Below are 21,798 nucleotides of genomic sequence, written 5' to 3'. Positions count from 1 at the left end.
CATCCTGATCGGTATGCTCGCGACGATTCCTCCGGCGTGATTACACCCGCTGTTGGTCGTCGACGGCCAGGCGCAGTTCGCGGTAGGCCGTCACCAGTTGCTCGAGGTTGAACCCGCGATTTCTGCCGCTGGGGTTGGGCAGGATCCAGACCGAGGCATTGCCGAAGGTTTTTGCTTGAAGGCCCCAGGCAATGTCGCGCTGACCGGACAGCGCGGCATACGCCGCCTTGCCCAGAAACGCCACGAAACGCGGCGCATGGCGTGCGATTTTCTGTTCGAAGGCCGCGGCCGCGGCGGTGAACTCGTCCACGGACAACTGATCCGCGCTGGCCGTCGGCCGTTCGACCACCGCGGTCAATCCGCATCGATAGCTCAAGATCGTTCGATCGTTTTCCGGCCGCACAAGCTCCGGGGTAAACCCGGCGAGATGCAGCGTGCGCCAGAAACGATTACCGCGCCCCGCAAAATGGTGACCTTGGCTGGCGGCAGTCATTCCGGGATTGATGCCGCAGAAGATCACGGCCAACTGCCCGGCAAGAATGTCTTCGAGTTTTTCACCCACCGCAGATGACTCTGATCGCATTGCGTGCCAGCTCCGTCAGCTCGGCTCGGGATTTACCGGCCCTGGCTCGTATCGAAATACTGTGCAGCAGAGACGAGGCGAGCACGGCAAGGGCCGCGGGGTTGACATCGCCTTTCAACTCGCCGGCATTTTTCGCCGCTTGCAGGCGAACTTCCAGGTCGGCATCCAGCCGGCTCAAGCGGTCGGACAGCACTTCACGAATTTCCGGGTCTTCGACGGCTTCGGTGGTTGCCGTGCCGATGGCGAAGCAACCGCGCGGCTGGCCGTCTCCCGAGAAGTAAATCGATAACTGCCCCTCGTAGAAACGCTGCAAGGCCTCGGCCAACGGCAGCTCCAGGTCCGTCAGCGCCTCGCGCATGGACGCCGCGGCAAACTCCCAATATTGCTCCAGCGCTTTGATATAGAGCGCGTGCTTGTCGCCGAATGCCGCATAGAGGCTGGGGCGATTCATGCCGGCGGCGGTGGCGATGCTATCGAGCGACGCGCCGGAATAGCCGGTGTTCCAGAACACACCGAGCGCCTGTTGCAACGCTGTCTGCGGGTCGTAGGCGCGAGGGCGGCCGCGGGCTTTGCCCTCTGTCGATTTATTTTGTGCCATGTAGTACAAAATCCTTGTAGGAGGGTGGGTCGAGGGATATTCTTACACCATTGCACAAAATTAAGGAATCAGAAATTCCTTGTTCCAGGGTTTGTGGTAGCCGAGCGCGAACTGAGTGTTGCGGCGACGAAACCGACGCGGTGGGAGCGATCCTCCTGACCGCGCACGGGCTTGTTTGTTTACAGCATTTATTGACCTGCGGGCCGCTGGCGCTTGTTGCCGATGCCGGCCCGATTACCCGGCTAAAGGTGAACTCGATCATGACCAAATCGTTCGATATCCCGGCTTCGCAGACCTTCGAGCACCCAGGCCCAATCCCGGCTGACTCGCGTATCAACAAACCACTGAAACAGAGGTTGCGCCCCTGGCTGATGGTGGGTGTTCCTATCCTGTTCGCGGCGCTGGGCTATGCCCACTACGTGTCGGGGCAGGCGTATGTTTCGACCGACAACGCTTACGCCCGAGTGGCGAAGGCATCGATCAATGCGCGGATCTCTGGACAAGTGGTAGAGATCGCCGTCGAGGACAATCAGCAGGTCCGCAAGGGCCAGGTGTTGTTCCGGATCGACCCGAAACCGTTCCAGATCGCCGTCGACCGCGCGCAAGCACAACTGGGCGTGGCGCGGCTGCGTATTGACGGGCTCAAGGCCAGCTATCGCCAGCAACAAGCTGAACTGCAATCGGCGAAAGAGTCGGCTGACTTCGACCAAAAGGATTTTGCCCGCAAGAAGGCCTTGGTTGCGACTGAGTTCGTTTCGAAGTCGATTTACGAACGTGCCGACACCGACGTGAAGGTGGCGCGGCAACGGATCGCGTCCATCGAACAACAGATCGCCAGCACCGTGGTTGCCTTGAACGGCAATCCGGACATCGATGCCGACAGTCACCCGACGGTGCGCGAGGCCCGGGCGCAGCTCGACGAGGCGCAGTTGTACCTCTCGTACACCACGGTGTATGCGCCGCAGGATGGCATCGTGGCCAAGGTTGACGACCTGCAGGTGGGCAACCATGTGAACAACGGCGCGCCGGCCTTTGCCTTGTTGTCCGGTCACGAGATCTGGATCGAGGCCAACTTCCGCGAGACCGACGTGACCCACATGCGCCCGGGCCAGGAAGCCACCATCCGCATCGATACCTACCCGGATCGCGTGTTCAAGGCCCACGTCACCAGCATGAGCCCGGGGGCCGGGTCGGATTTCGCGCTGCTGCCGCCGGAAAACGCGACCGGTAACTGGGTCAAGGTGACTCAGCGGGTGCCGGTACGGCTTGAACTCGACGAAGTCGACCCGGCACTGCCGCTGTTCTCCGGGACCAGCGCCACGGTGCGGATCAATACCCAGTTTCAAAGCCCCTGGTGGCACCCGCTCAAGGCATTGCTGACCGCAGGTAACTTCTGATGAACACCCAATCGGTGGTAAACCCCGGAGGGGAGGGTGGGCGCTCGCTCAGGTTCGCCGCCTTGCTGGCGACCTACATGCAGTCGGCGAACCTGCCGCTGCCGAACGCGGCACTCAGGTTGATTCAGGGCAGCCTGTCGATGAGCGACGATCAGGCGGGCTGGATTTTCACTTCGTACCTGGCCGCGAGTGCGATCAGCATGCCGCTCGCGCAATGGCTGGCCGGACGCTTTGGTTTGAAGCTCGTGTATCAGGCGGCGCTGGCGATGTTCGTCCTTGGCTTGTTGCTCGCCACGGTGGCGGCGACGCCGCTGGAGTTCGTGGGGGCGCGCATCATTCAAGGCATCGCCAGTGGCGTACTGGCGCCGCTGTCGATGGTGATTGCCATGGAAACCTTGCCGCAGGACAAGCGTGCAACGTTTGGCGCGAAGTGGACGGCGATTGTGCTGTTCGGCATCGTCAGCGGCCCGAGTATCGGCGGCTGGATCGCCGAACATTTTGGCTGGCGGCCGATGTTCTACCTCAGCGTGCCACTGTCGGCGTTTATCTTCCTGGTGGCGGCGCTGTTGCTGACCGAGAAGAAGGCCGAGAAACCTCCTGCGTTCGATTTCTTCGGTTTCGGCACCTTCACCCTCGGCCTGATCAGCCTGCAAATGTTGCTCGACCGGGGTGAGCGCCTGGACTGGTTCGCTTCGCCCGAGATCTGGCTCGAAGCCGTGGCGTCTGCGTTGGGGGCCTATCTGTTCTTGGTGCATGTGCTGACCTCGAATGTGCATTTCCTCAACAAACGCCTGCTCAAGGACCGCAACTTCGTGTTGTCGACGGTGATCTTTTTCGCCCTCGGTTTCGTGCTGTTGTCGACCATGGCCCTGACCTCACCCATGCTGGACGAGATTCTCGGCTATCCGCCGGACACTACCGGCGCCTTGACGATTCCCCGTGGCATGGGCCTGGTTGGCGCTTTTCTGCTGATGGGGCGGCTGCCCGAGCGCTTTGACCGTCGTCCCTTCGTGGCGGCAGGCGTGGCGGTGGTGGTTTATGCCAACTGGCTGATGCTCGGCTATTCGCCGCTGATGGACGAGTGGCCCGTGGCCGTCGCCGGTGCGATCCAGGGCGTGGGCCTGGGCATCCTGATGCCGGCGGTGACCAAGGTCGCGTTCAGTACGCTCGACCCCACGCTGCGCCCCGAAGGCACCGGCCTGTTCAATCTGGCCCGTGTCTACGGCAGCACGCTGGGCGTGGCCATCGTGCAGTTGTTCTTCTTCAACAACACCCAGGCGATGCACATGGCGCTGGTCAGCAACCTGACGCCATACCGCGCGGCTGCGCATTCGCTGACCTCGGCGCCGTTGCAGGTGCTCGACGGGCTCAACGAAATGATCACCGGCCAGGCCGCGTTCATCGCCGTGATCGACCAGTTCAAGATCCTGATGGTGGTGATGCTAGTGGTGAGCCCGCTGGTGTTGTTGCTTCGCAAGCCCGTTGCGGCCAATTAGTTTTCGTGGAGTTTGCCAAATGAAATCTTATGCGCTGGTCATCAACCGCTACTGGATGCAAACGAAGATCGTGGCGTTGTCGCTGCTGGTATTGCTGACGGCCTGCACCGTTGGCCCCGACTACCAAACACCGGCGGCGAGTACGTCGCAGCACTATGACCCACAGGCCGAGCAGCGTCTGGCCCAGGGTGGCAACCCTCGCATCGACCTCGGCAGGAAGGTCAGTGGTGACTGGTGGACTGCCTTTCGCTCGCAGAAACTCGACCATGTGGTTCGTCGAGCAATCGACGGCAACCTCGATCTGGTGGCCGCCGATGCCACGATCCGGCAAGCCGCGTCTTCTTTGGCGGCGGCGCAGGGTGCGCTGTATCCGCAGGTCGATTTCGCTGGCGTGGCCGGTCGTCAACGGCTGCACAACACCAAGGAACCCTCCATCGCCAATTTCTATGCGATTGGGCCGCGGGTGGGGTTCGACCTCGATGTATTTGGTGGCAACAAGCGATTGGTCGAACAGCAGCAGGCGTTTACCGAGCTGCAAAAACACCGCTTCGAAGCGGCGTACCTGACGTTGACCGGCAACGTCGCCAGCCAGGCGTTGCTGGTGGCCTCCGCCAACGCACAGATACGGGCCGTGGAAAAGCTGCTGGCCAATGACGCAAGGAACCTTGAGCTGGTGCGCATGGCCCACCTCAATGGCAGCACCACGCAGATCGATGTATCGCTGGCCGAGACCCGTCTCGCCCAGGACCGCACGCTGTTGCCGCCTCTTGCTCAGCAACGCGATGCCGCACGCCATGCGCTGTCAATCCTGACGGGGAAGGGGCCGGCGGACTGGATCGCTCCCGACTTCGACTTGAGCGAGTTTGCCCTGCCGTCGAACATGCCGGTGAGCCTGCCTTCGGAAATGGCCCACGACCGGCCGGATGTGCTGCAAGCCGAGGCGCAACTGCACATGGCCAGCGCAGCGGTGGGCGTGGCGACGGCGAATCTCTATCCCCACGTCACGCTGTCCGCGTCCCTGGCGCAGGCGGCTTCCGGCAATGGCGGCGCGGCACTCTGGGGTTTCGCTGCCGGGTTGGCCGGACCGCTTTTCGATGGCGGCACGCTCAAGGCTGAACAACAAGCTGCCGTCGACGGCTACAAAGCGACACTCGCCGGTTACCAACAGACGGTCATTACCTCGTTCGGCCAGGTCGCCGACACCTTGCAGGCGATCAACCATGACGCCGAGGAACATCTGGCCCAGACCGACGCATTGCGCGCGGCCGAAACCAGTTTGCAGTTGAACCAGCAGGCCTTCGCGCAAGGCGAGAACAGCATTCTCCAGGTCCTGGAAGCGGAGCGTGCCTATGAGCAGGCACTGCTGGGACAGATCCGCGTGAAAACCGCGCAGTACCTCGACACCGTGCAACTGTTCATTGCGCTGGGCGGCAACTCGGTCGGTGCCTTCGAGCAACGCGTTGCGTCGGGCGACGGGCAGAAACCTTCGTATCAATAATGGCTGCGGCCTGGAGTAATGACATGACTTATGAAGCCTTTCACGACGGACTGCGCGATACTGGATTCCTGCTCAACCATGGGGCGGTCGAGATGCCGGCGGTTGGGTTCGGTACGTTGTTGCGCGATCTCGCCACCACGACTGAAGCGGTGAAGGAGGCGCTGGCCGCCGGTTTCCGCCATTTCGATTGCGCCGAGCGTTATCGCAACGAAGCGCAGGTTGGCGTTGCATTGAAGGAAGTGCAGGAGGCCGGCAAAGTCCGGCGCGAGGAGCTGTTCATCACCACCAAACTGTGGAACACCAACCATCGTCCCGAGCGCGTAGAACCCGCGTTCGAAGCCAGTTGCCGACGCCTGCAAGTGGACTACATCGACTGCTACCTGATCCACACGCCGTTTGCCTTTCAACCCGGCGACAACCAGGACCCGAGGGATGAGCAGGGCAATGTCATCTACGACGACGGCGTGACGTTGATCGAGACGTGGCGGGCACTTGAGCGGCTGGTGGATGAGGGGCGGGTGAGGTCCATCGGGGTGTCCGATATCACGCTGCAGGCGCTGAAGGCGCTGGTTGCCGACGCCCGGATAAAACCCGCCGTGGTGCAGGTCGAGTCTCACCCTTATTTACCGGAGTGGGAGTTGCTGGAGTTCTGCAAGGCGCACGGGATTATCCTGCTGGCGTTTGCGCCATTGGGGCATGGCATGGAACCGAATGTGCTGCAGGACCCGGTGCTTGCCGGCATCGCCCGGCGTGTGCAGAAAACCCCGGCCCAGGTGGCGCTGGCCTGGTCGGTACAACGTGGGGTAGCGTTCCTGACCACCTCGGCAACGCCGAGCCATATCCGGGAAAATATCGATATCTCGACCTTGCCGCTCAGGGCCATGGTTGAAATCCAGCAAGACATCACAACCCGTATACGCTTCAACTCGGTGGTTGAAACCGGCGTCCCCGGGTTCATTCCGCGCAAGCAGTAGTTACTGACGCCAGGGCGGTCCGTCACGGGGCCGTCCTGCTTGCCTATCCCTTGAGGTGAAAACGATGGATGTTTTCCAGACCCTGCGCTGTTTCTCGGCGGTAGCCCAAAGCGGCAGCTTCACGGCAGCGGCCGCGATGCTGGACACCACCACGACCAACGTTTCAAAAGCCGTTTCCAGCCTGGAGGCCCGGCTGCAAACGCGGCTGATCAACCGCACCACCCGGCGCCTGGCACTGACCGAAGCCGGTGTGCGTTATTTGCAGCGCTGCGAGCGGATTCTGCAGGACATGCGCGAGGCCGACGAAGAGGCGGGTACGGCGCAGGTCATGCCCGCAGGCCGGCTGAAAATCCATGCCATGTCGGCCATCGGCAACCATTACGTGATCGGCGCCATTGCCCGCTACAGAGAAACCTATCCTTCGGTTCTGTTTGACCTGACCGTGACCAATCGGCTGCCGGATTTGCTGGAGGAAGGCTATGACATGTCGATTGTGCTGGCGCGGGACCTGCCCGATTCCGGGTTTGTCGCCCAGCGGCTGGGTATCACCTACAGCATTCTCTGCGCCTCGCCGGCTTACCTGAAAAAACGCGGGACGCCCGAATCGCCGGGTGATCTGGAAGGCCATGATTGCCTGCGAATCGTCAACACGGTCATGCCAGCCGAGAACTGGGTGTTTGAAGGCCCGCTTGGGATAGAAACGTTCAGCACGCCGGTGTCGCCCTTTCACGTCAACACAGCCGACGCCATGACTTTCGCGATCAAGAACGGGATGGGGATTGGTATTCAACCGATTGCTTCGGCCGTCGAGGGCCTGCGGGCGGGGACTTTGGTGCGGGTACTGCCAGGGTATCGGCTTGAAGAGCTGAACCTGTTTGCGATCTACCCGTCACGCAAGTTCGTGGATGCAAAAATAAAAACCTGGGTGGAATTTCTGAAGCATTCCATTCCGGGTTTGCTCGCGGCTGATGAAAAAATTGTCGGTGCATCTGTATAGCGTTGTGGTTGGCGCTGTATGCATGGAGTGTCGACCCTCCATCGTCCATACAGTGCTCAACCGTTCGAGCAACCGCTGCCCATTACTTGGTACTCAATGGTGCGGCGTTGACCCCGGGAATCTTCATAGGTCATGCGCGCCGGGACCGGTCCGCATTCATCGGCGACTTCCGATACTTCGATGACGCGCTTGATATCGAGCCTGGTGCCGTATGTGTAGGTTTCAACCGGCGGTTGGCTGGTGGCGGCAGTTGAGTGGCTGTCCTCTGCAAAGGCCTGGGCACCGGCGGCGCCAAGGGCAACAAAGAGTGCGATGTTCAACAGTTTCATGATCTTCACCTCGTGGTTGAAGCGTTGTCCTGCAAGGGTGTTTAACCTTGTGAGCGGGTTGCATCTGACTGGGTTTGCTCACTTGGGTAGAGCCGATATTAGGCGTTTGGCGGGGGCGCAAAAATCGGTCGGCGGGATAAACACTGTTGCCGGATTGCTCATGAATCGAGGGGGCTTTGGCGGGGAGCCGGTCTCAAGACCTCTCCCCCAGGCAAATCAGGAACTCTGCCGATCAATATCGCGTCGCAGAACGACAGCGGTGGTGATGTCTTCAACGGATTCGTGACTGGCTACTGCATCTCTGACCCGGTTCAGATCATCAATGGTTCGCGATTCGACCTCAATGACCAGGTCGAGCTGGCCACTGACCGAGGAGACTCGTCGTACCTGCGAGTTTTGCGCAAGCAGGTCCAGCAAGCTGATTGCGGGTGTGCGTTTCAGGCATGAGGGGGCACCGCAAGAGATCCTGCAAAACCCTGTCCAGGAACGAACCCGGTCGTTCTTGAAAAAACATCTGCACGATAGATAAGTTGCGCTTTCGCTTCTGAACGCCCGGGGCAGGCGCGATCAAACGTCGAAGTTACGACGCGGGCAATGGACTGAATCGCTTCTGGAGCTGCTGATCTTCATCGGCGTTACGGTTTGAGATCGCGGATGGTACGGAGTACGCGCCGGGGTTGCGCCAGCTATTGATTGCTCCTTGTCCGTCTTCCCATCGAAAATCACGGGCCCTTAACGACACAAGGTCAGTTGGGCAGACACATACGCTGAAGCTAGCGCGACCTGTCATTTTCCTTTCGCCTATAGCTACATTAGTCAGATTAGGCGACCCAGCGCATCACCTTCTCAAGGTGGCCAGTGTGCGCATCCAGTTGTTCATTGAGAACTACAAAGCCCTGGTTCTCATAGAAATGGATACTGGGCGCATTCGCCGAATACACAGTCAGCTGTAGAGTTGACTTGGATGCCATGACGTCCGCGAGAAGCTGCGTACCTATGCCGTCCCCCTGACGCTCAGGCGATACGAATAGCGCCGCAAGTGTGTCTCCATACACAGAGCAGAATCCTACTACCGTCCCGTCTGCCTCAAACACTCGGGACATGGCGCCGGGTAGGTAGACCTCACGCATGGCAGCAAGCTGGCTACGCCAGAATTCGGGGGCTATGAAGTGATGCGCCTGGATTGACGCTCGTAGCCAAATGTCCAATACGGGCTCCAGGTCAACGTTTCGAAAGTCGCGGATCATGAGACCTCAACGATTGAGTCAGGAAGAAAACATTGTGCCAAATGCGTGCTCCGCGCAACGGTCCTCCGTTTGCAGATCTACCTGGCACTGATTCTGATCGATCAGCCATACATGGGGCTGGAACTGTGACCGCCAACGCCAGCACCGGTTTGCTCTGGACGCTGACAGTCTATTTGGGCCGCTGGCATGAGTATCGCCCCGTACGGCCTGCCGATTCCGTTGATGGTCATGGTCGCACTGATCGTTTTTTTGCTCAGCACGCCACTATCGACTGATTAAGCCTGGGCCAGGCGTCCTACGCGTAACCAGCCAACGACCACTGCGCCAATCAGCAAAAAGCCCAGGTAGCCAAAGAGTGGATAGACCTGGCCCACCAGGTTGACAAACCCGACCAGGCTACCGACGAAAGCCAGTGCGCCAGCGGCCGCTGAGCCGACGCGGAATTTGCGAGTGCCTGCCGGCAGTAGCCGGGCCGAAAAGGAATACAAGGTACCGACGGCCGTGTTGACGATCATCAGGAAAATGATCACCGCCATCAGCAGACCGAGGACTGGCGAAACCTCCGTGGCGATGGACAGCATGGGCATTGGCAAATCCGCCACGCTGTCCAGGCGTGACAGCAATCCCAGGCTCATCACCAGCATCAGCAGCCCCAGCAACGCGCCACCGAAGATGCCACCCCAGATGGCTTGCTTCTCGGATTTCGCAGCGCCGCCCATGATCGCCAGAAACGGCACCCCGGCCACGATGTTGTAAGACACGTACAATAACGCTCCCAGCAGCCAATGGCTTGCGCCAGCGTCTTGCTGGCTGGCCAGTTGATTGAGTTCACCGAAACTCAAACCCCGGGTGGCGACGCCATACAGGGCCACCGCTACCGCCGTCAGGATCAACAGCGGAGTGACGGCGCCGATCATGCCAATGACCTTCTGCACATCCAGGCACACGATGGCGACCACGATCAGGGTCACCGCCACGCTGCCGAACATGGCGGGAATGCCGAACTGTTGTTCCAGCAAGGCGCCGCCGCCGGCCAACATGACCACGGTCACCGCAAACATGAAGAAGGTGATCATCAGGTCGACAAAGGTGCCCAGGTAGCGTCCGCACAGTGCATACACCACGTCCTTATGGGACCTTGCCCGCAGTCGGCTACCCATGCCCGCCAATGCCATCCCGAGAAAGGTGAAGAGCGCGGCGCTGACCACCGCCCCGAGCAGTCCCCATACGCCGAAATCCACGAACATCATCTGCAGTTCCCGACCGGAAGCGAATCCTGCACCGACAATCACACCGACAAATGCACCGGCTATTTTCAGACTTTCTTTCATGACGATTTCCCTCAAATTGTTTTTGTTATGGCTTATGGGGACGACCACTGTTCATGGCCGTCCCGGGGCATCGCACTGGCAAACGGCAGGGGTGGATCAGCGGGCGCCGACCCAGGCCTGGACTTCGATTTCCACGTCGACCCCCAGCGCCAACTGGGCGCCGCCGACCGTGGAACGCACCGGGAAACCATTCTCGAAGTGGCGCTTGTACACCTCGTTGAAACCGGCGAAATGTTGCATGTCCGTCAGCCACACTGTGGCCTTCACCACCTGATCAAAACCCACCCCGCATTCGGCCAGGGTCTCGCCGATGCGGGCCATGGCGGCCTCGGTTTGCTCGCGGATATCACCGAGCACCACCTCGCCCGCAGGGGTCATCGGTACTTGCCCTGAGAGGAACAAAAAATCGCCGACCCGAATGGCTTTGGAGAACGGATAGGGCAGGTGGCTGGGGTAACGCTGGAGATTGTCAGACATGGTATGGAACCTCATCGGGATGAATGATTAACGCAGGCGGCCAGGTGCCAGGCGTTGTGGCTCGACGCCCTGGCGGCGCAGTGTTTCGGGTAGGGGTTGATCGAGCAATTGGGCACAGGCCAATTGCGATACGCCGGCCGCGGACTGAATGCCATAACCGCCCTGTGCCGCCAGCCAGAAGAAGCCTTCGCAGTGATCGTCCCAGCCGACCACCAGATCACCGTCAGCGACGAACGAGCGCAGGCCGGCCCAGCTGTGGCGTGGGCGGCGGATGGTCAAGGAGGTGGCGGCTTCGATGTGGTAGATCCCGGTGGCGATGTCCAGCTCTTCGGGCATCACGTCCTGTGGCGGGACGGGATCGGCGTTGGCCGGCGAGCCCAGCAGTTGGCCGGCGTCCGGTTTGAAGTAAAAACTTTCGTCGATGCCGATTACCGCAGGCCAGCGTGAGAAGTCCATGCCCTCAGGGCCGTCGAAGGTAAAGGCGGTGCGTCGGCAGGGCTGCATCCCAATGGGCTTCACACCGCACTGCTGCGCCACCTGGTCGGCCCAGGCACCTGCGGCGTTCACCAGATTGCGTGCGCGCAACTGGCGGCCGTCGGCCAGTGTCAGGTGCCAGTGTCGACCTTCGCGGGTGGCGACGCTCAGTTGGGCGTCGCACTGCAGCACGCCACCGGCTCGGCGCATGGCCCGCAAAAAACCTTGGTGCAGCGCGTGGACGTCCAGGTCACGGGCGTCGGTTTCGAGCATCGCCCCGACAATCGCCTCTGGGCGCAGGCACGGCACTAACGCGAGGGCGTGCTCGGTATCAATCAATGAAACATTGCCAGCCTGTGCCCGGCCGACTTCGAAGGTTTGTTTCAGCAGGGATTGCTGCCCCTCGCCTGCGACATACAGACAGCCGCGAGGTTCCAGCAGCGCATGCTCGGTGAAGTCAGTTGGCGGTTGCTCATAGAAGTCCCGGCTGGCTCGGGTCAATGCCTGGATCTGCGGTGTGCCATAGCTTTCCATGAACATCGCGGCGGAGCGTCCGGTGGCGTGATAACCCGGCTGGCTCTCACGCTCGAGCACCACAACGCTGGCTTGCCCGGCCAAGCGATAGGCGAGGGAGGCCCCCGCAATACCACCGCCGATGATGGCGAAATCGAAACATACGCTGTCGTGCATACCGAAGTACCTCCTGTCTCTGGGGATGGGAAAGAAATGTTCTTCCCTTTATTTTTATAATTCTCAGATAAGAGAAATGTAAGATATGAGAATTCCCCGGTCAACCCATTACCTTGAGGTATTATTCCAGCCCCTGCCTTGGCTCAGTTCCGGGCACCGTTTTTTGTACGATAGAGAGTCTGCATGAGTTCCGATCGAGTCTCGTGTCCCACGGACCATCCCTTGATAGATCGCGCCCAGGTCGGTGCCCGCCTGCGTGTCATCCGCAAAAACCAGAAGTTGACGCTTAAGCAGCTGTCCGAGCGTTCAGGCGTGGCGCTGTCGACCTTGTCGAAAATGGAGCTGGCGCAAGTGTCGGTGAGTTACGAAAAACTAGCGGCCGCAGCTCGGGCCCTGAGTGTGGACATTGCCCAGCTTTTCAGTCCGGCCAAGGCGGGCGTCAGTGCTGTACAGCCCACGGTGGTCAGCACCGCCATCGACAGTGCGGCGGGTTACAGCACGGGCAATTACGAATATCACCCGATGGCGGGGGATTTCCCCGGACGCAGCATGACGCCCATGTACGCGCGGATCTGTGCGCGCGAACTGAATCAGTTCGAAGACTACATCCGTCACCCCGGACAAGAGTTCGCCGTCGTCCTTTCAGGTCGTGTGCGCATTCAATTCGAAACGGGTGAATCAATCAGCATCGGCTGTCGCGAAACAGCCTATTTCAACAGCTCGATTGGTCATATTTATCTGGCTGAAGGCGAGGATGGCGCCGATGCTGAAGTGATGGTGGTGATGTCGGAATACTGACGCTGAGGGGGCTGTCAGATCCAGGTCGTACTCACATTCCAGCTCGAGATAGGGCCTGCCATATTCCAAGGATGCCAGGAACTCCATTGCGCTCGTGCGGTGTGCTCAAGACCGAACGGGCGCAGGATGTGGCGCCGAAAGCCTGCCCCGTTTAAAGACACCAGCCGCTGCGACCTTGAGTAACCGATGAAATCTCGGGCATTCTGCGTGGCTAGGGGCTGGACATGCGGCCGCATGCCGCAATCCCCGACTCATCGCCTGTAGTTGCTTGACGGTCGCATCAATCTCATCCGCCTTGGCCAAAAGCACGTCTCTATCAACAACTGCCTTACCATTCGGGGAAAGCATGGCATGTATCTCGTCCAGCGAGAGACCGCCTGCCTGTCCGAGTGCGATAACAGCCAACTGCTCAACCACGGCAGACGCAAACTGGCGGCGAGCCCCGCGCGGGCTGACTGACGCGATCAAGCCTTTCTTCTCGTAGAAACGCAATGTGTGGGCAGGAATTCCCGTGCGTTTGACGACCTCAGTGATATCCATTTTCAGCCCATTGACTTGAAGTTGACTTCAACTTCTATCATGCATCGGCAAGATTAATTGGTCCATGAACAAGAGGTAGGTATGGCATCGCTGGAAGTGGTTGCACAGGTTTTTCTGTTGGGGGTTGGCGCTACCGTCGTCATGGATTTGTGGATGTTCCTCATGAAGTCCTTTGGCGTTCCAACGCTGAATTTCGCTTTCGTCGGGCGCTGGGTAGGTCATGTATGCCAAGGCAAATTCGCTCATGCCAGCATTGGACAAGCGATGCCGGTGCGAGGTGAAGTGGTCCTGGGCTGGGTGGTGCACTACGCCACGGGAGTTGCTTTCGCGGTGTTACTGGCGTGCATTCAAGGCGTCGCCTGGCTGCAGGAACCAACTTTCCTGCCAGCAATCGCTTTGGGCGTGGCAACAGTGGCAGTCCCGCTTTTTGTTATACAGCCCGCCATGGGGGCAGGATTTGTATCCTCCAAGACGCCGACGCCGGCCAAGAACTGCATGCGCAGTTCAATAAATCATGCCGTCTTTGGTGTTGGCCTCTACCTGTCCGCGGTGGTGATTGCCTTGGCTTCGAAGTGAGCAGGGTTTGAGTCTTGCTTGTCATGCAACCGACTGGCAGTAAATCCGCCAACACTTGAGTAAGTGACAGTATGTACATTCCTACCCAATGGTCCCAAACATTCAGTGGGGCGCCTATTGAACGACAAACTATCGGAGAGTCAGGAGCCGAGGTTTCTCGCATCCGCTGCATCAATGGGGAACACCTGTTCGTGAAGTCCGAGCCCATTGGCGCACACAGTGAGCTGCCGCAAGAGATTGAGCGTCTTCGTTGGATGAACCGGCTTGACCTGCCTGGGCCAACAGTTCTTGATGCTACGACAGAAAATAATCGCCATTGGTTACTCATGAGTGCCGTCCCTGGACATGATCTGGCCAGTGCCAACGATTTGTCTCCACCCCAAGTCATCAGCATCCTGGCGGCGGCACTACGTACTCTGCACCAGATGCCAATTGATACATGTCCCTTTGATCACCCCTTGGAGCAGCGCATAGCCGCCGCCAGGAGTCGAGTGAGTGCCGGGCTCGTTGACGAGGCAGACTTTGACGATGAGCGGCTGGGTCGGACCGCTGAGGGTGTTTTCGCAGAGATGCTGTCGACGCTCCCTGAAACCTATGATCTTGCGGTCACCCACGGCGATGCCTGCCTACCGAATTTCATGGTCGAAGGAAGCAGCTTTACCGGCTACATCGACTGCGGCCGGCTAGGCATCAGTGACATCTATCAAGATCTTGCACTGGCTGTCCGAAGCATAGAGCGCAACCTTGGACAGGCATGGGTAGCGCCATTTTTTCGCGCCTATGGTGTAGAGCCAGATCAGCAACGTATAGCGTTTTACTGTTTGCTAGACGAGTTCTACTGATGAGCTGACTTCTCCTTGTCGGATGCTGAGCCCGATCAAGGCATCATAGAGCTCTTGCTGCCCAGCTGGCAGAAAAGGGAGCAGCGTCGCGCGGCGTTTGTCGACATCGAACCAGGACTCGACCAGCCATCCCACAAGATAGAGCGCCGCAAGGCATCCGCCAGCGGTTGCAACGTTCCCCTGCCATACCAGCGGCTGGTCCATGGGCTCCAGTCCCAGACCAAGCCTGCGTCGGTGGACAAACTGGCGGATGTCTTCATCGACGGTCAGTGACGCCGCTGGCGCTCACTGGTATTCATCATGCCGGCGCCACCAGGGCCCCGTTTCATTGCGCCCCTTGGGCGCGCGGTCGAGCCATTGGTACATGCCCCACAATCCGTCCAGGCCCCGGGCGTAGGTGGAGTAGGTGTGATAGATCTCGCCGTCTTCCAACACGAACGTACTCAACCCCGGCCGGTCGCGGGTGTAGGTCGGCGCATCGGTGCCACAGGTCGCGGCGAACTGTTTCACCGGTTCCGGTATTTCACTGGCGTCCATGGCATGGCCGCCGCGTTGATAGTTGTACTCGACCAGCCCTTCACGCTGCTGCGCTTCGGTGAAGTAAACGTTGAAGTCGGCGGTGAAATCGCTGTCGGCGGCCGAGGCCCAGGGAAAGGTCCAGCCCATCCGACGTTTGTAGGCCCGCAGTTTCGCCAACGGCGCGCGGGATATCGCCATCAGGGTCACGTCGTGGTTCGCCAGGTGGATGACGACGGGGTCGAAACTGTCGGCGATGGCTGAGCAGGACGGGCAACCGGCCGTGTAGTCGGGCCCGAACATGAAGTGGTAGACCAGCAGCTGCGAGCGCCCTTGAAAGAGCTCGGCCAGGGTTGCGCTGCCGTTGTCGGTATCGAAGCGATACGCCTTGTCGACACGAACCCATGGCAATGCCTGGCGTTGCCTGGCGACTTCATCGCTGCGTCGGGTCAGGGCCTTTTCCGCTTCGAGCAGTTGCAAGCGTGCTGCCAGCCATTGTTCCCGGGTCGCGGTATTGTGCGTGTTCATCGTTGTACGCTCCTGGTGAAAGGTCGTGATTTAGACTAAACCCGGGTATCGAATGAGGGGAGTGACAAGCGTGGCGGGATTTCGATGGACTCGATGATCGCGGCCGCCGCCCAGGCGCTGGCGGCGGGCAATCCGCTGGGCGCACTGGACCGCGTGGCCTTGCGCGACGATGCGCCGGCGCTGGCCCTGCGCGGTATCGCCATGGCGCAACTGGGCGATCTGGTGCGGGCCAGGGCGCTGGTCAAGCGTGCGCAACGGGCCTTTGCGCCCAGGGAAGTGCTGGCCCGTGCCCGATGTGTGGTGGCCGAGGCCGAAATCGCTCTGGCTTCGCGGGAACTCGGCTGGCCGGTCAAGGCGCTCGAAACGGAGCGGGTCACCCTTGAACACCACGGTGACCGGGTCAATGCCGCCCATGCGCGGTATCTGCAAATCCGCCGGTTGCTGCTGATCGGTCAGCTCGACGAGGCGCAGCAGTTATTGGCCGAACTCGACCCCGACCCATTGCCGCCAGCCTTGCGGGCAACCCATGAACTGGTGCTGGCGGGGATCGCCATTCGCCGCCTGCAATCGCACGCGGCGCGGGAGGCGTTGAACAGGGCCGGGCAAGCTGCCAGTCAAGCGGGGATTGCCGCGCTGATGGCTGAGGTCGAACACGCTGCGCGCCTGCTCGATGCCCCGGCGGCGCGCCTGATTGCGCGGGGTGAAGTACGGCCGCTGTTGCTCGATGACGTTGAAGCGTTGTTCTGTTCAACGTCACTGGTGGTGGATGCCTGCCGGTACGTTGTGCACGGCTGTGGCATGTCGGTGTCGCTCGCTACAAGGCCGATCCTGTTCGTACTCGCCCGCACATTGGCCGAGGCGTGGCCCGCCGACGTTACGCGGGAAACGCTGATCGCCCGGGCGTTCCGCTTGAAACTCTCGGATGAATCCCATCGCGCACGGCTTCGCGTGGAAATCGGCAGGCTGCGTCAAGCACTCAAGCCCTTGGCCGGCATCACCGCGACGGCTCGCGGTTTTGCCCTGCAATCACCGGTGTGTACACAGGTGGTGACACTGGCGCCGCCGGTCGAGGAAAAATTTGCCGCGGTATTTGCCTGCCTCGCCGATGGCGAGTCGTGGTCGAGCTCCGCCCTGGCATTGGCGCTGGGTACCAGCCAGCGCACGGTACAGCGGACACTCGAGACACTGGCGGAGGAGGGCAAGGTGCAATGGTTTGGCCGTGGCCGCGCGCGGCGCTGGATGACGCCGCCCGTGCCGGGATTCACGACGACCTTGTTACTCCCGGCGCCGCTGCCCGGTGGCTAGGATGAACGCCACCAACCCCAATGAGGAATGCCGGAATGAAACACGCAACTGCTGAAATCATTCGTGAATATGGCCCGTTTGCCGATGTCGACCATGTGTGCGGCGTCACTTGGGACGGCGAAAAGGTCTGGTTCGCATGCAACAATAAAATCAACGCCCTGGACCCGGAAAGTGGCAAGGTGCTGGGCTCGATCGATGTCGCTGCCCATGCCGGCACCGCGTTTGATGGAGTACACCTGTTCCAGATCGCCGAAGACCGCATCCACAAGATAGACCCCCGCACCGGTCGTATCCTCTCGACCATTCCTGCCCCCGGCGCAGGCACCGATTCGGGACTGACCTGGGCCGAAGGGACGTTGTGGGTGGGCCAGTATCGCGAACGCAAGATCCACCAGATCGACCCCGAGACCGGCAAGATCCTGCGCACCATCGAATCCAACCGTTTCGTCACCGGCGTGACCTGGGTGGACGGCGCGCTGTGGCACGGCACGTGGGAAGGCGATGAAAGCGAGCTGCGCCGGATCGATCCGCAATCGGGCGAAGTGCTGCAAAGCCTGACAATGCCCGAAGGCGTGGGCGTGTCGGGGCTTGAGTCCGATGGTGGCGAGCGGTTGTTCTGCGGTGGCGGCGATAGCGGCAAGGTGAGGGTGGTGCGCCGGCCTGCCTGAGGCACCGATGTTGGATGTGCCGGCCCCTTCGCTGTGTAGGAGCGAGCTTGCTCGCGAAGGGGCCGTTAGCTTCAACATCAATGCTGACTGATACTCCGCTTTCGTCGGAACGCCGCCCGGAGCAAGCTCGCTCCTACACAGCGAAGGCGGCGTGTCAGGCGCCATCAATGTTGGATGCGCAGCCCCTTTCGAACCGCGCTGCGGGCTTAGTTTTTTTCCGTCCAGCCATGTTTTCTGCTGGTCGAAATCGGTCTAAAAGCCTGGTTGGCAATCGTGTCTGTTTTGCTATCCTCAACCTTGTAGGTGAAGACGCAGACTGATGCGCAAAAGGATAGCAAGGAGACGTGGGGCGCGTTCCGAAGGGTACACGGTTAGAAAGATCCCCGCGCTGGGATCCAGCCCTTATGCCGTGTGAAGCAGAAGAGTTCCATTACAGTTTCACGGCTCTTTTGTGGGAGGCCTGATAAACCTTGTAAGCCGGAGACCAGCGCCGGCCACCTACTTATTACATTCACCCACGAAGCCCGCCCAGTGCGGGCTTTTTAATGCCCGCAAGGTGGGTCCGGTCAGCGGCTCAGGGCGCGCCAAACAGCATCGTCCAGTAAACACCGTTGTCGCTGCGCGCGTTGGCGGCGTACGCGGCACCGACCTGGGTGAACATCGGGTTCATCAGGTTGGCGCAGTGCCCGGGGCTGGCGAGCCAGCCGGCCATGGCCTTGTTGGGTGAACCTTGCCCGGCGGCGATGTTTTCACCGATCTGCCGGCCACGGTAGCCGGCGGCCTTTGCACGGTCATAGGGCATGTCACCGTCGGGATCTTGATGCGCGAAATAATTGCCGTAGGCCATGTCCTTGCTGTGGCCTTGTGCTGCGGAGCCCAGGGCAGCACTCCAGGACAGCGGCCGTGCGGCGGCAAAACGCTGGCGACCGCAAAGTCGCGGCTTGGCCCGGGCCGCGTTGACCTGCGCCAGCAACGCCTGTGCGGCGCTGCGTGGATCGCTGGTTTGCCCGTCGAGTACCGGCTTGGCGAGTACCACTTGCCACTCGCTCCCGGCGCGGCTGACACCGATGTCGGCGTATTGGTTGTCGAGCAGCGCGGCGCAGTGCTCGTCCTGGAACATATCGAAGGCTTCTTCGGCATCCCGTGCACCCACCACGCGGATGGACCGCACCATGGTTGCCTGATAGCCGGAAGCCTTTAACCGGTCCCGCAACCCACCACCATAGCCAACGGGCAGGGCCAGGTTCGACTTGAGCTTCAGGGGTGATAAGCGTTGCGTCGGCCGCCGGTCGCAGCGTTGCGGATGGGCGCGATAGTCGTTGATGGCGTCTACCAGTTGCCGTTGCCCATCGGCGTGGGCGGGGCTTGCAAAAACCGGAAGCAGGGAAAACAGGCACAGCGAAGAAAAGCGCAAGGCAACGACAGTTTGGCGCATGGGACGGGCAACTCGGATGAGATGACGACGATAGGAGTGGGGGGAAAGCGCTGGGTATGACTGGTGACTCGACATAAGGTTCACGGCGGACAAACAGCTGCCTGTCGTCCAGCCGAGACGTCCGACGAAGGGTAAGGCGTGGTGCGCCGTTTAAACGGGATCCTGGTCCTCGCTCGGTCGCAGCCTGAAACGACAGACATGCCCGCCGCGCACCATGCATTCGCTGTGTTCGACTTCACCGCCGCCCAGTGCGCCGATCAAGGCCAGGTCCAGTTCGCAGACCACCGGGTGGGCGGCGGCCAGGCGATGGAACACGCAGTTATGCGCGACGATTTCCGGGGTGCCTCCTGAGCGAAAAAACACCTCGGCTTCGTAGCCCGTCTGGTTCATGTGCTGCACGATCCTGGCTTCATCCACGACCTGTTGTTCCAGGTCCGAAGCCAGTTTTCGGCCCATGCTGCGCATCAGCGAGGCCAGGGCTTCAGGACCGATGATGCCCGCCACTTCATCAATCAATATGCTGGCCAGTAGCTGATAGTGGCGAGGGAACTGCTCCCGCGCGTGGTCGGTGAGCCGATACAGCTGCTCCGGACGCCGGCCCGTCGGACGGGTGTCGCCGCGCAGCACCAGAGCGTCACGCTCCAGCGCCGCCAGGTGTTGGCGGATCGCCGTGCGCGTGACGGCCAGGTGTTCAGCCAACTCGTCAATGCTCATGCCGCCCGCATGGTGCAGCAGTGCATTGAGCAGGTCCTGCTGTGTTCGGCCCAGTCCTTCCAGCATGGGATGCCCTCGCGCGATATCAGAACTTGTCAGGGAATTGCTTGACCAGCGCGGCGGTCAGCGCGTCGGCCAGGGCCAGGATGTGCGTGCGCATCATCGCCCAGGTACGGGCTTCGCCGGCGTAATCGTGGGCGGCAAACTCATCGATCTGGGCGACGTGGTGACCGCCATGGGCCGACAACATCGTCACCAGTGTCGCCTCAGGCAGATTGGGGTTCGCCGTAGCCAGAAACGCCGCAATCGCCTTGGCATTGCTGGTCAACTCGGTGACGGCAGCCTGCTTGCCCTTGGCGTCTTTCGCGACGGTGGCATCGCTGTAGTGTTTCACCGCGCCCCAGTGACCGGCAAGCAGCTTGAGCAGTTGATCCGCCGCCGGTTGGCCGTAGAGCGGGGCGATGCTGTTGGCGATTTTGGTCGCGTTGTCGACGACTTGGTCCGCCGCGACTTTGGCTTGCTTTTTGTCGGCGGATTGATTGGCCAGCGCGTAGTTTCTGATCCAGAAAATGTGTTCGACCCAAAGGTCACGCTCGGCCAGGCGCGTGGTCAGCGCGGGGCTGTCGGCAGCGGCAGGTGAGGCGGCGGGCGTCTGACTCCAGACCGGTTGCGCACAGAAAGCCAGCAGGAGCAAAGCCAGGGTTTTGATATTCATGACGGCACCCTCTGAGAGTGGGAACGTTCGACAATATCAATATAGGCATAAAAATATGTTTTTATTGAGTGCTGGTGAATTCTCGGATGAACGGCCACCGGCAGCGGCGCAGTTGAGGGGGCTCTAAGGGGGAAGTGGCGAGGGAGCAAGCTCCCTCGCCACAGGTCACAGGTATGTTCTACCTTGCTTGCTACAACCCATCCCCCAGCCTCTTGAGGTACTCAGGGCTGTCGCTGATCGAGTTATGTCCTGTCCCCGGTATCACCTGCAATGACGCCACACCGCGGGTGAAATGACTTAACAGACGCTCGGTACTTGAGCGCGGAATCACTTCATCATGCTCGGCGGCAATCAGACGAGTCGGCACCGTGATGCGGGCGGCGTAGCGCCAGGACTGGTATTTATCCTTCAACAACCAGCGCACCGGAAACCAGCGAAATTGACGGGCAGCCAGCCCTTCGAGGCTGTTATAGGGCGTGATCAACACCAGTCGCGCGGCCGGGCGTTCGCTGGCCAGGCGCACGGCAACCCCGGAACCCAGGCTGCGTCCGACCACCGCCACATGCGGATGGCTGACATACACCTGGTCGAACAAGGTGATGGCATCGCGGGCAATGGCCTCTTCGGAAGGTGAGCCGGAACTGCCGCCGTAGCCACGGTAATGCAGCAGATACAGCGCGTAGTCAGGGAAGGCTTGGGAGAACCCGGGCAGGTTGCGCGAGACGTCTTCGGCATTGCCGCCGAAATAGATCAGCGCGTTGGGACCCTCGTGCGGTCGGATGGAGACCAGCACCTGTGCGTCGGCGACGGGCAGGGTGAGCAGCGTCGAGGCGGTCCCGATGGCGCGCGGTTGCGGGTAGTAAATCAGCGCCCGCTGGAACACGAACAGCGCCGCGCACAGCGCCAGGTACAACGCAGCGACGATGACGACGAGTAACAACAGGGTGCGCAACATTCGACTAACGTTAGTGGGCGGCATTGACTGCTCGGGGTTTGAAAGTGGCTGGCGCAAGGCTTTCTGAGTGTAGTCAATCGACCCTTGGCGCGGGTTTTCCGGGTTGTCGGCGCAA

General features: G+C 60.7%; 24 protein-coding genes and 3 pseudogenes. 11 read left to right on the top strand and 16 right to left on the bottom strand.

What is annotated here, in order from left to right; genetic code table 11:
- Nucleotides 1-40: 40 nt before the first annotated feature.
- Both mug and AC1D19_RS02695 read right to left on the bottom strand, forming a co-directional pair.
- Entirely contained in the window at nucleotides 41-562 is a 522-nt protein-coding gene (gene mug, locus AC1D19_RS02700; RefSeq protein ID WP_477762346.1) for a G/U mismatch-specific DNA glycosylase, read from the bottom strand.
- A complete protein-coding gene (locus AC1D19_RS02695; protein WP_477762286.1) occupies nucleotides 555-1,181 on the bottom strand; it encodes a TetR/AcrR family transcriptional regulator in 627 nt (208 codons plus the stop codon). Before AC1D19_RS02695 ends, mug begins: the two co-directional genes overlap by 8 nt.
- A 260-nt stretch (nucleotides 1,182-1,441) precedes the next feature.
- Here AC1D19_RS02695 and AC1D19_RS02690 point away from each other — a divergent pair, with 260 nt between their 5' ends.
- From AC1D19_RS02690 to AC1D19_RS02670, 5 genes are all read left to right on the top strand, one after another.
- Complete coding sequence (locus tag AC1D19_RS02690; protein ID WP_477762285.1) at nucleotides 1,442-2,578, top strand: HlyD family secretion protein; 1,137 nt, start codon at nucleotides 1,442-1,444, stop codon at nucleotides 2,576-2,578.
- Nucleotides 2,578-4,074, top strand: a complete 1,497-nt coding sequence (locus tag AC1D19_RS02685; RefSeq protein ID WP_477762284.1) for a DHA2 family efflux MFS transporter permease subunit — start codon at nucleotides 2,578-2,580, stop codon at nucleotides 4,072-4,074. The genes AC1D19_RS02690 and AC1D19_RS02685 overlap by 1 nt, the downstream gene beginning before the upstream one ends.
- Nucleotides 4,075-4,093: 19 nt before the next feature.
- Nucleotides 4,094-5,572: an efflux transporter outer membrane subunit gene (locus AC1D19_RS02680; RefSeq protein WP_477762283.1), complete on the top strand. Its 1,479-nt coding sequence runs from the start codon at nucleotides 4,094-4,096 to the stop codon at nucleotides 5,570-5,572.
- A 23-nt stretch (nucleotides 5,573-5,595) separates the two neighbouring features.
- Entirely contained in the window at nucleotides 5,596-6,546 is a 951-nt protein-coding gene (locus AC1D19_RS02675) for an aldo/keto reductase (protein WP_477762282.1), read from the top strand.
- 64 nt (nucleotides 6,547-6,610) lie between these two features.
- Nucleotides 6,611-7,543, top strand: a complete 933-nt coding sequence (locus AC1D19_RS02670; RefSeq protein ID WP_477762281.1) for a LysR family transcriptional regulator — start codon at nucleotides 6,611-6,613, stop codon at nucleotides 7,541-7,543.
- Nucleotides 7,544-7,599: 56 nt separating this feature from the next.
- Here AC1D19_RS02670 and AC1D19_RS02665 read toward each other — a convergent pair whose 3' ends face one another.
- Both AC1D19_RS02665 and AC1D19_RS02660 read right to left on the bottom strand, forming a co-directional pair.
- Entirely contained in the window at nucleotides 7,600-7,872 is a 273-nt protein-coding gene (locus AC1D19_RS02665; RefSeq protein ID WP_477762280.1) for a DUF2790 domain-containing protein, read from the bottom strand.
- A gap of 216 nt (nucleotides 7,873-8,088) precedes the next feature.
- A pseudogene (locus tag AC1D19_RS02660) lies at nucleotides 8,089-8,313 on the bottom strand (Lrp/AsnC ligand binding domain-containing protein); the annotation flags it as partial.
- Between the two features lie 4 nt (nucleotides 8,314-8,317).
- On the opposite strand from AC1D19_RS02660, the pseudogene AC1D19_RS02655 reads away from it, so the two are divergent.
- Nucleotides 8,318-8,401 (top strand): annotated as a pseudogene (locus AC1D19_RS02655) (polar amino acid ABC transporter ATP-binding protein); the annotation flags it as partial.
- A gap of 292 nt (nucleotides 8,402-8,693) precedes the next feature.
- Here AC1D19_RS02655 and AC1D19_RS02650 read toward each other — a convergent pair.
- From AC1D19_RS02650 to AC1D19_RS02635, 4 genes are all read right to left on the bottom strand, one after another.
- Nucleotides 8,694-9,119: an N-acetyltransferase gene (locus AC1D19_RS02650; protein WP_477762279.1), complete on the bottom strand. Its 426-nt coding sequence runs from the start codon at nucleotides 9,117-9,119 to the stop codon at nucleotides 8,694-8,696.
- 275 nt (nucleotides 9,120-9,394) lie between these two features.
- Nucleotides 9,395-10,450: a YkvI family membrane protein gene (locus tag AC1D19_RS02645; RefSeq protein ID WP_150725381.1), complete on the bottom strand. Its 1,056-nt coding sequence runs from the start codon at nucleotides 10,448-10,450 to the stop codon at nucleotides 9,395-9,397.
- Nucleotides 10,451-10,546: 96 nt separating this feature from the next.
- Entirely contained in the window at nucleotides 10,547-10,927 is a 381-nt protein-coding gene (locus AC1D19_RS02640; RefSeq protein ID WP_477762278.1) for a RidA family protein, read from the bottom strand.
- A 27-nt stretch (nucleotides 10,928-10,954) separates the two neighbouring features.
- Entirely contained in the window at nucleotides 10,955-12,091 is a 1,137-nt protein-coding gene (locus AC1D19_RS02635) for an NAD(P)/FAD-dependent oxidoreductase (RefSeq protein WP_477762277.1), read from the bottom strand.
- Nucleotides 12,092-12,274: 183 nt separating this feature from the next.
- On the opposite strand from AC1D19_RS02635, the gene AC1D19_RS02630 reads away from it, so the two are divergent.
- Nucleotides 12,275-12,889 carry a helix-turn-helix domain-containing protein gene (locus AC1D19_RS02630; RefSeq protein WP_477762276.1) on the top strand — a complete coding sequence of 205 codons (615 nt, stop codon included), beginning with the start codon at nucleotides 12,275-12,277 and terminating at the stop codon, nucleotides 12,887-12,889.
- A gap of 105 nt (nucleotides 12,890-12,994) precedes the next feature.
- Here the strand turns inward: AC1D19_RS02630 and AC1D19_RS02625 are convergent, their stop codons facing one another.
- Nucleotides 12,995-13,429, bottom strand: coding sequence for a helix-turn-helix domain-containing protein (locus tag AC1D19_RS02625; protein WP_477762275.1), 435 nt, complete (start codon nucleotides 13,427-13,429; stop codon nucleotides 12,995-12,997).
- Nucleotides 13,430-13,510: 81 nt separating this feature from the next.
- Between AC1D19_RS02625 and AC1D19_RS02620 the strand changes: the two genes are divergently transcribed.
- Nucleotides 13,511-14,005: a DUF2938 domain-containing protein gene (locus AC1D19_RS02620; protein WP_477762274.1), complete on the top strand. Its 495-nt coding sequence runs from the start codon at nucleotides 13,511-13,513 to the stop codon at nucleotides 14,003-14,005.
- A gap of 71 nt (nucleotides 14,006-14,076) precedes the next feature.
- Nucleotides 14,077-14,847 carry an APH(3')-II family aminoglycoside O-phosphotransferase gene (locus tag AC1D19_RS02615; protein ID WP_477762273.1) on the top strand — a complete coding sequence of 257 codons (771 nt, stop codon included), beginning with the start codon at nucleotides 14,077-14,079 and terminating at the stop codon, nucleotides 14,845-14,847.
- Here AC1D19_RS02615 and AC1D19_RS02610 read toward each other — a convergent pair.
- The 3 genes and pseudogenes from AC1D19_RS02610 to AC1D19_RS02600 form a co-directional block, all read right to left on the bottom strand.
- Nucleotides 14,830-15,066 (bottom strand): annotated as a pseudogene (locus AC1D19_RS02610) (DJ-1/PfpI family protein); the annotation flags it as partial. The gene AC1D19_RS02615 and the pseudogene AC1D19_RS02610 overlap by 18 nt on opposite strands.
- 66 nt (nucleotides 15,067-15,132) lie before the next feature.
- Nucleotides 15,133-15,891 (bottom strand): DUF899 domain-containing protein, encoded by a 759-nt coding sequence (locus tag AC1D19_RS02605; protein WP_477762272.1) that lies wholly within the window; start codon nucleotides 15,889-15,891, stop codon nucleotides 15,133-15,135.
- Nucleotides 15,892-15,926: 35 nt separating this feature from the next.
- Nucleotides 15,927-16,094 carry a hypothetical protein gene (locus tag AC1D19_RS02600; RefSeq protein ID WP_477762271.1) on the bottom strand — a complete coding sequence of 56 codons (168 nt, stop codon included), beginning with the start codon at nucleotides 16,092-16,094 and terminating at the stop codon, nucleotides 15,927-15,929.
- Between the two features lie 90 nt (nucleotides 16,095-16,184).
- On the opposite strand from AC1D19_RS02600, the gene AC1D19_RS02595 reads away from it, so the two are divergent.
- Both AC1D19_RS02595 and AC1D19_RS02590 read left to right on the top strand, forming a co-directional pair.
- Nucleotides 16,185-16,274 (top strand): hypothetical protein, encoded by a 90-nt coding sequence (locus tag AC1D19_RS02595; protein ID WP_477762270.1) that lies wholly within the window; start codon nucleotides 16,185-16,187, stop codon nucleotides 16,272-16,274.
- A gap of 957 nt (nucleotides 16,275-17,231) precedes the next feature.
- Nucleotides 17,232-17,864 (top strand): Vgb family protein, encoded by a 633-nt coding sequence (locus AC1D19_RS02590; protein WP_477762269.1) that lies wholly within the window; start codon nucleotides 17,232-17,234, stop codon nucleotides 17,862-17,864.
- Between the two features lie 574 nt (nucleotides 17,865-18,438).
- Here AC1D19_RS02590 and AC1D19_RS02585 read toward each other — a convergent pair.
- From AC1D19_RS02585 to AC1D19_RS02570, 4 genes are all read right to left on the bottom strand, one after another.
- Nucleotides 18,439-19,299 carry a CAP domain-containing protein gene (locus AC1D19_RS02585; protein ID WP_477762268.1) on the bottom strand — a complete coding sequence of 287 codons (861 nt, stop codon included), beginning with the start codon at nucleotides 19,297-19,299 and terminating at the stop codon, nucleotides 18,439-18,441.
- A 150-nt stretch (nucleotides 19,300-19,449) separates the two neighbouring features.
- Nucleotides 19,450-20,079, bottom strand: coding sequence for a helix-turn-helix transcriptional regulator (locus AC1D19_RS02580; RefSeq protein ID WP_477755654.1), 630 nt, complete (start codon nucleotides 20,077-20,079; stop codon nucleotides 19,450-19,452).
- Nucleotides 20,080-20,098: 19 nt separating this feature from the next.
- Nucleotides 20,099-20,728 carry a hypothetical protein gene (locus tag AC1D19_RS02575; protein WP_477759953.1) on the bottom strand — a complete coding sequence of 210 codons (630 nt, stop codon included), beginning with the start codon at nucleotides 20,726-20,728 and terminating at the stop codon, nucleotides 20,099-20,101.
- A gap of 190 nt (nucleotides 20,729-20,918) precedes the next feature.
- On the bottom strand, nucleotides 20,919-21,707 hold the full coding sequence (locus AC1D19_RS02570; RefSeq protein ID WP_477762267.1) for an alpha/beta hydrolase: 789 nt from the start codon (nucleotides 21,705-21,707) through the stop codon (nucleotides 20,919-20,921).
- Nucleotides 21,708-21,798 lie beyond the last annotated feature (91 nt).

The sequence above is a fragment of the Pseudomonas sp. P1_C12 genome (genome assembly GCF_056406435.1).
This window is presented reverse-complemented; position numbering and strand designations above follow the sequence as displayed.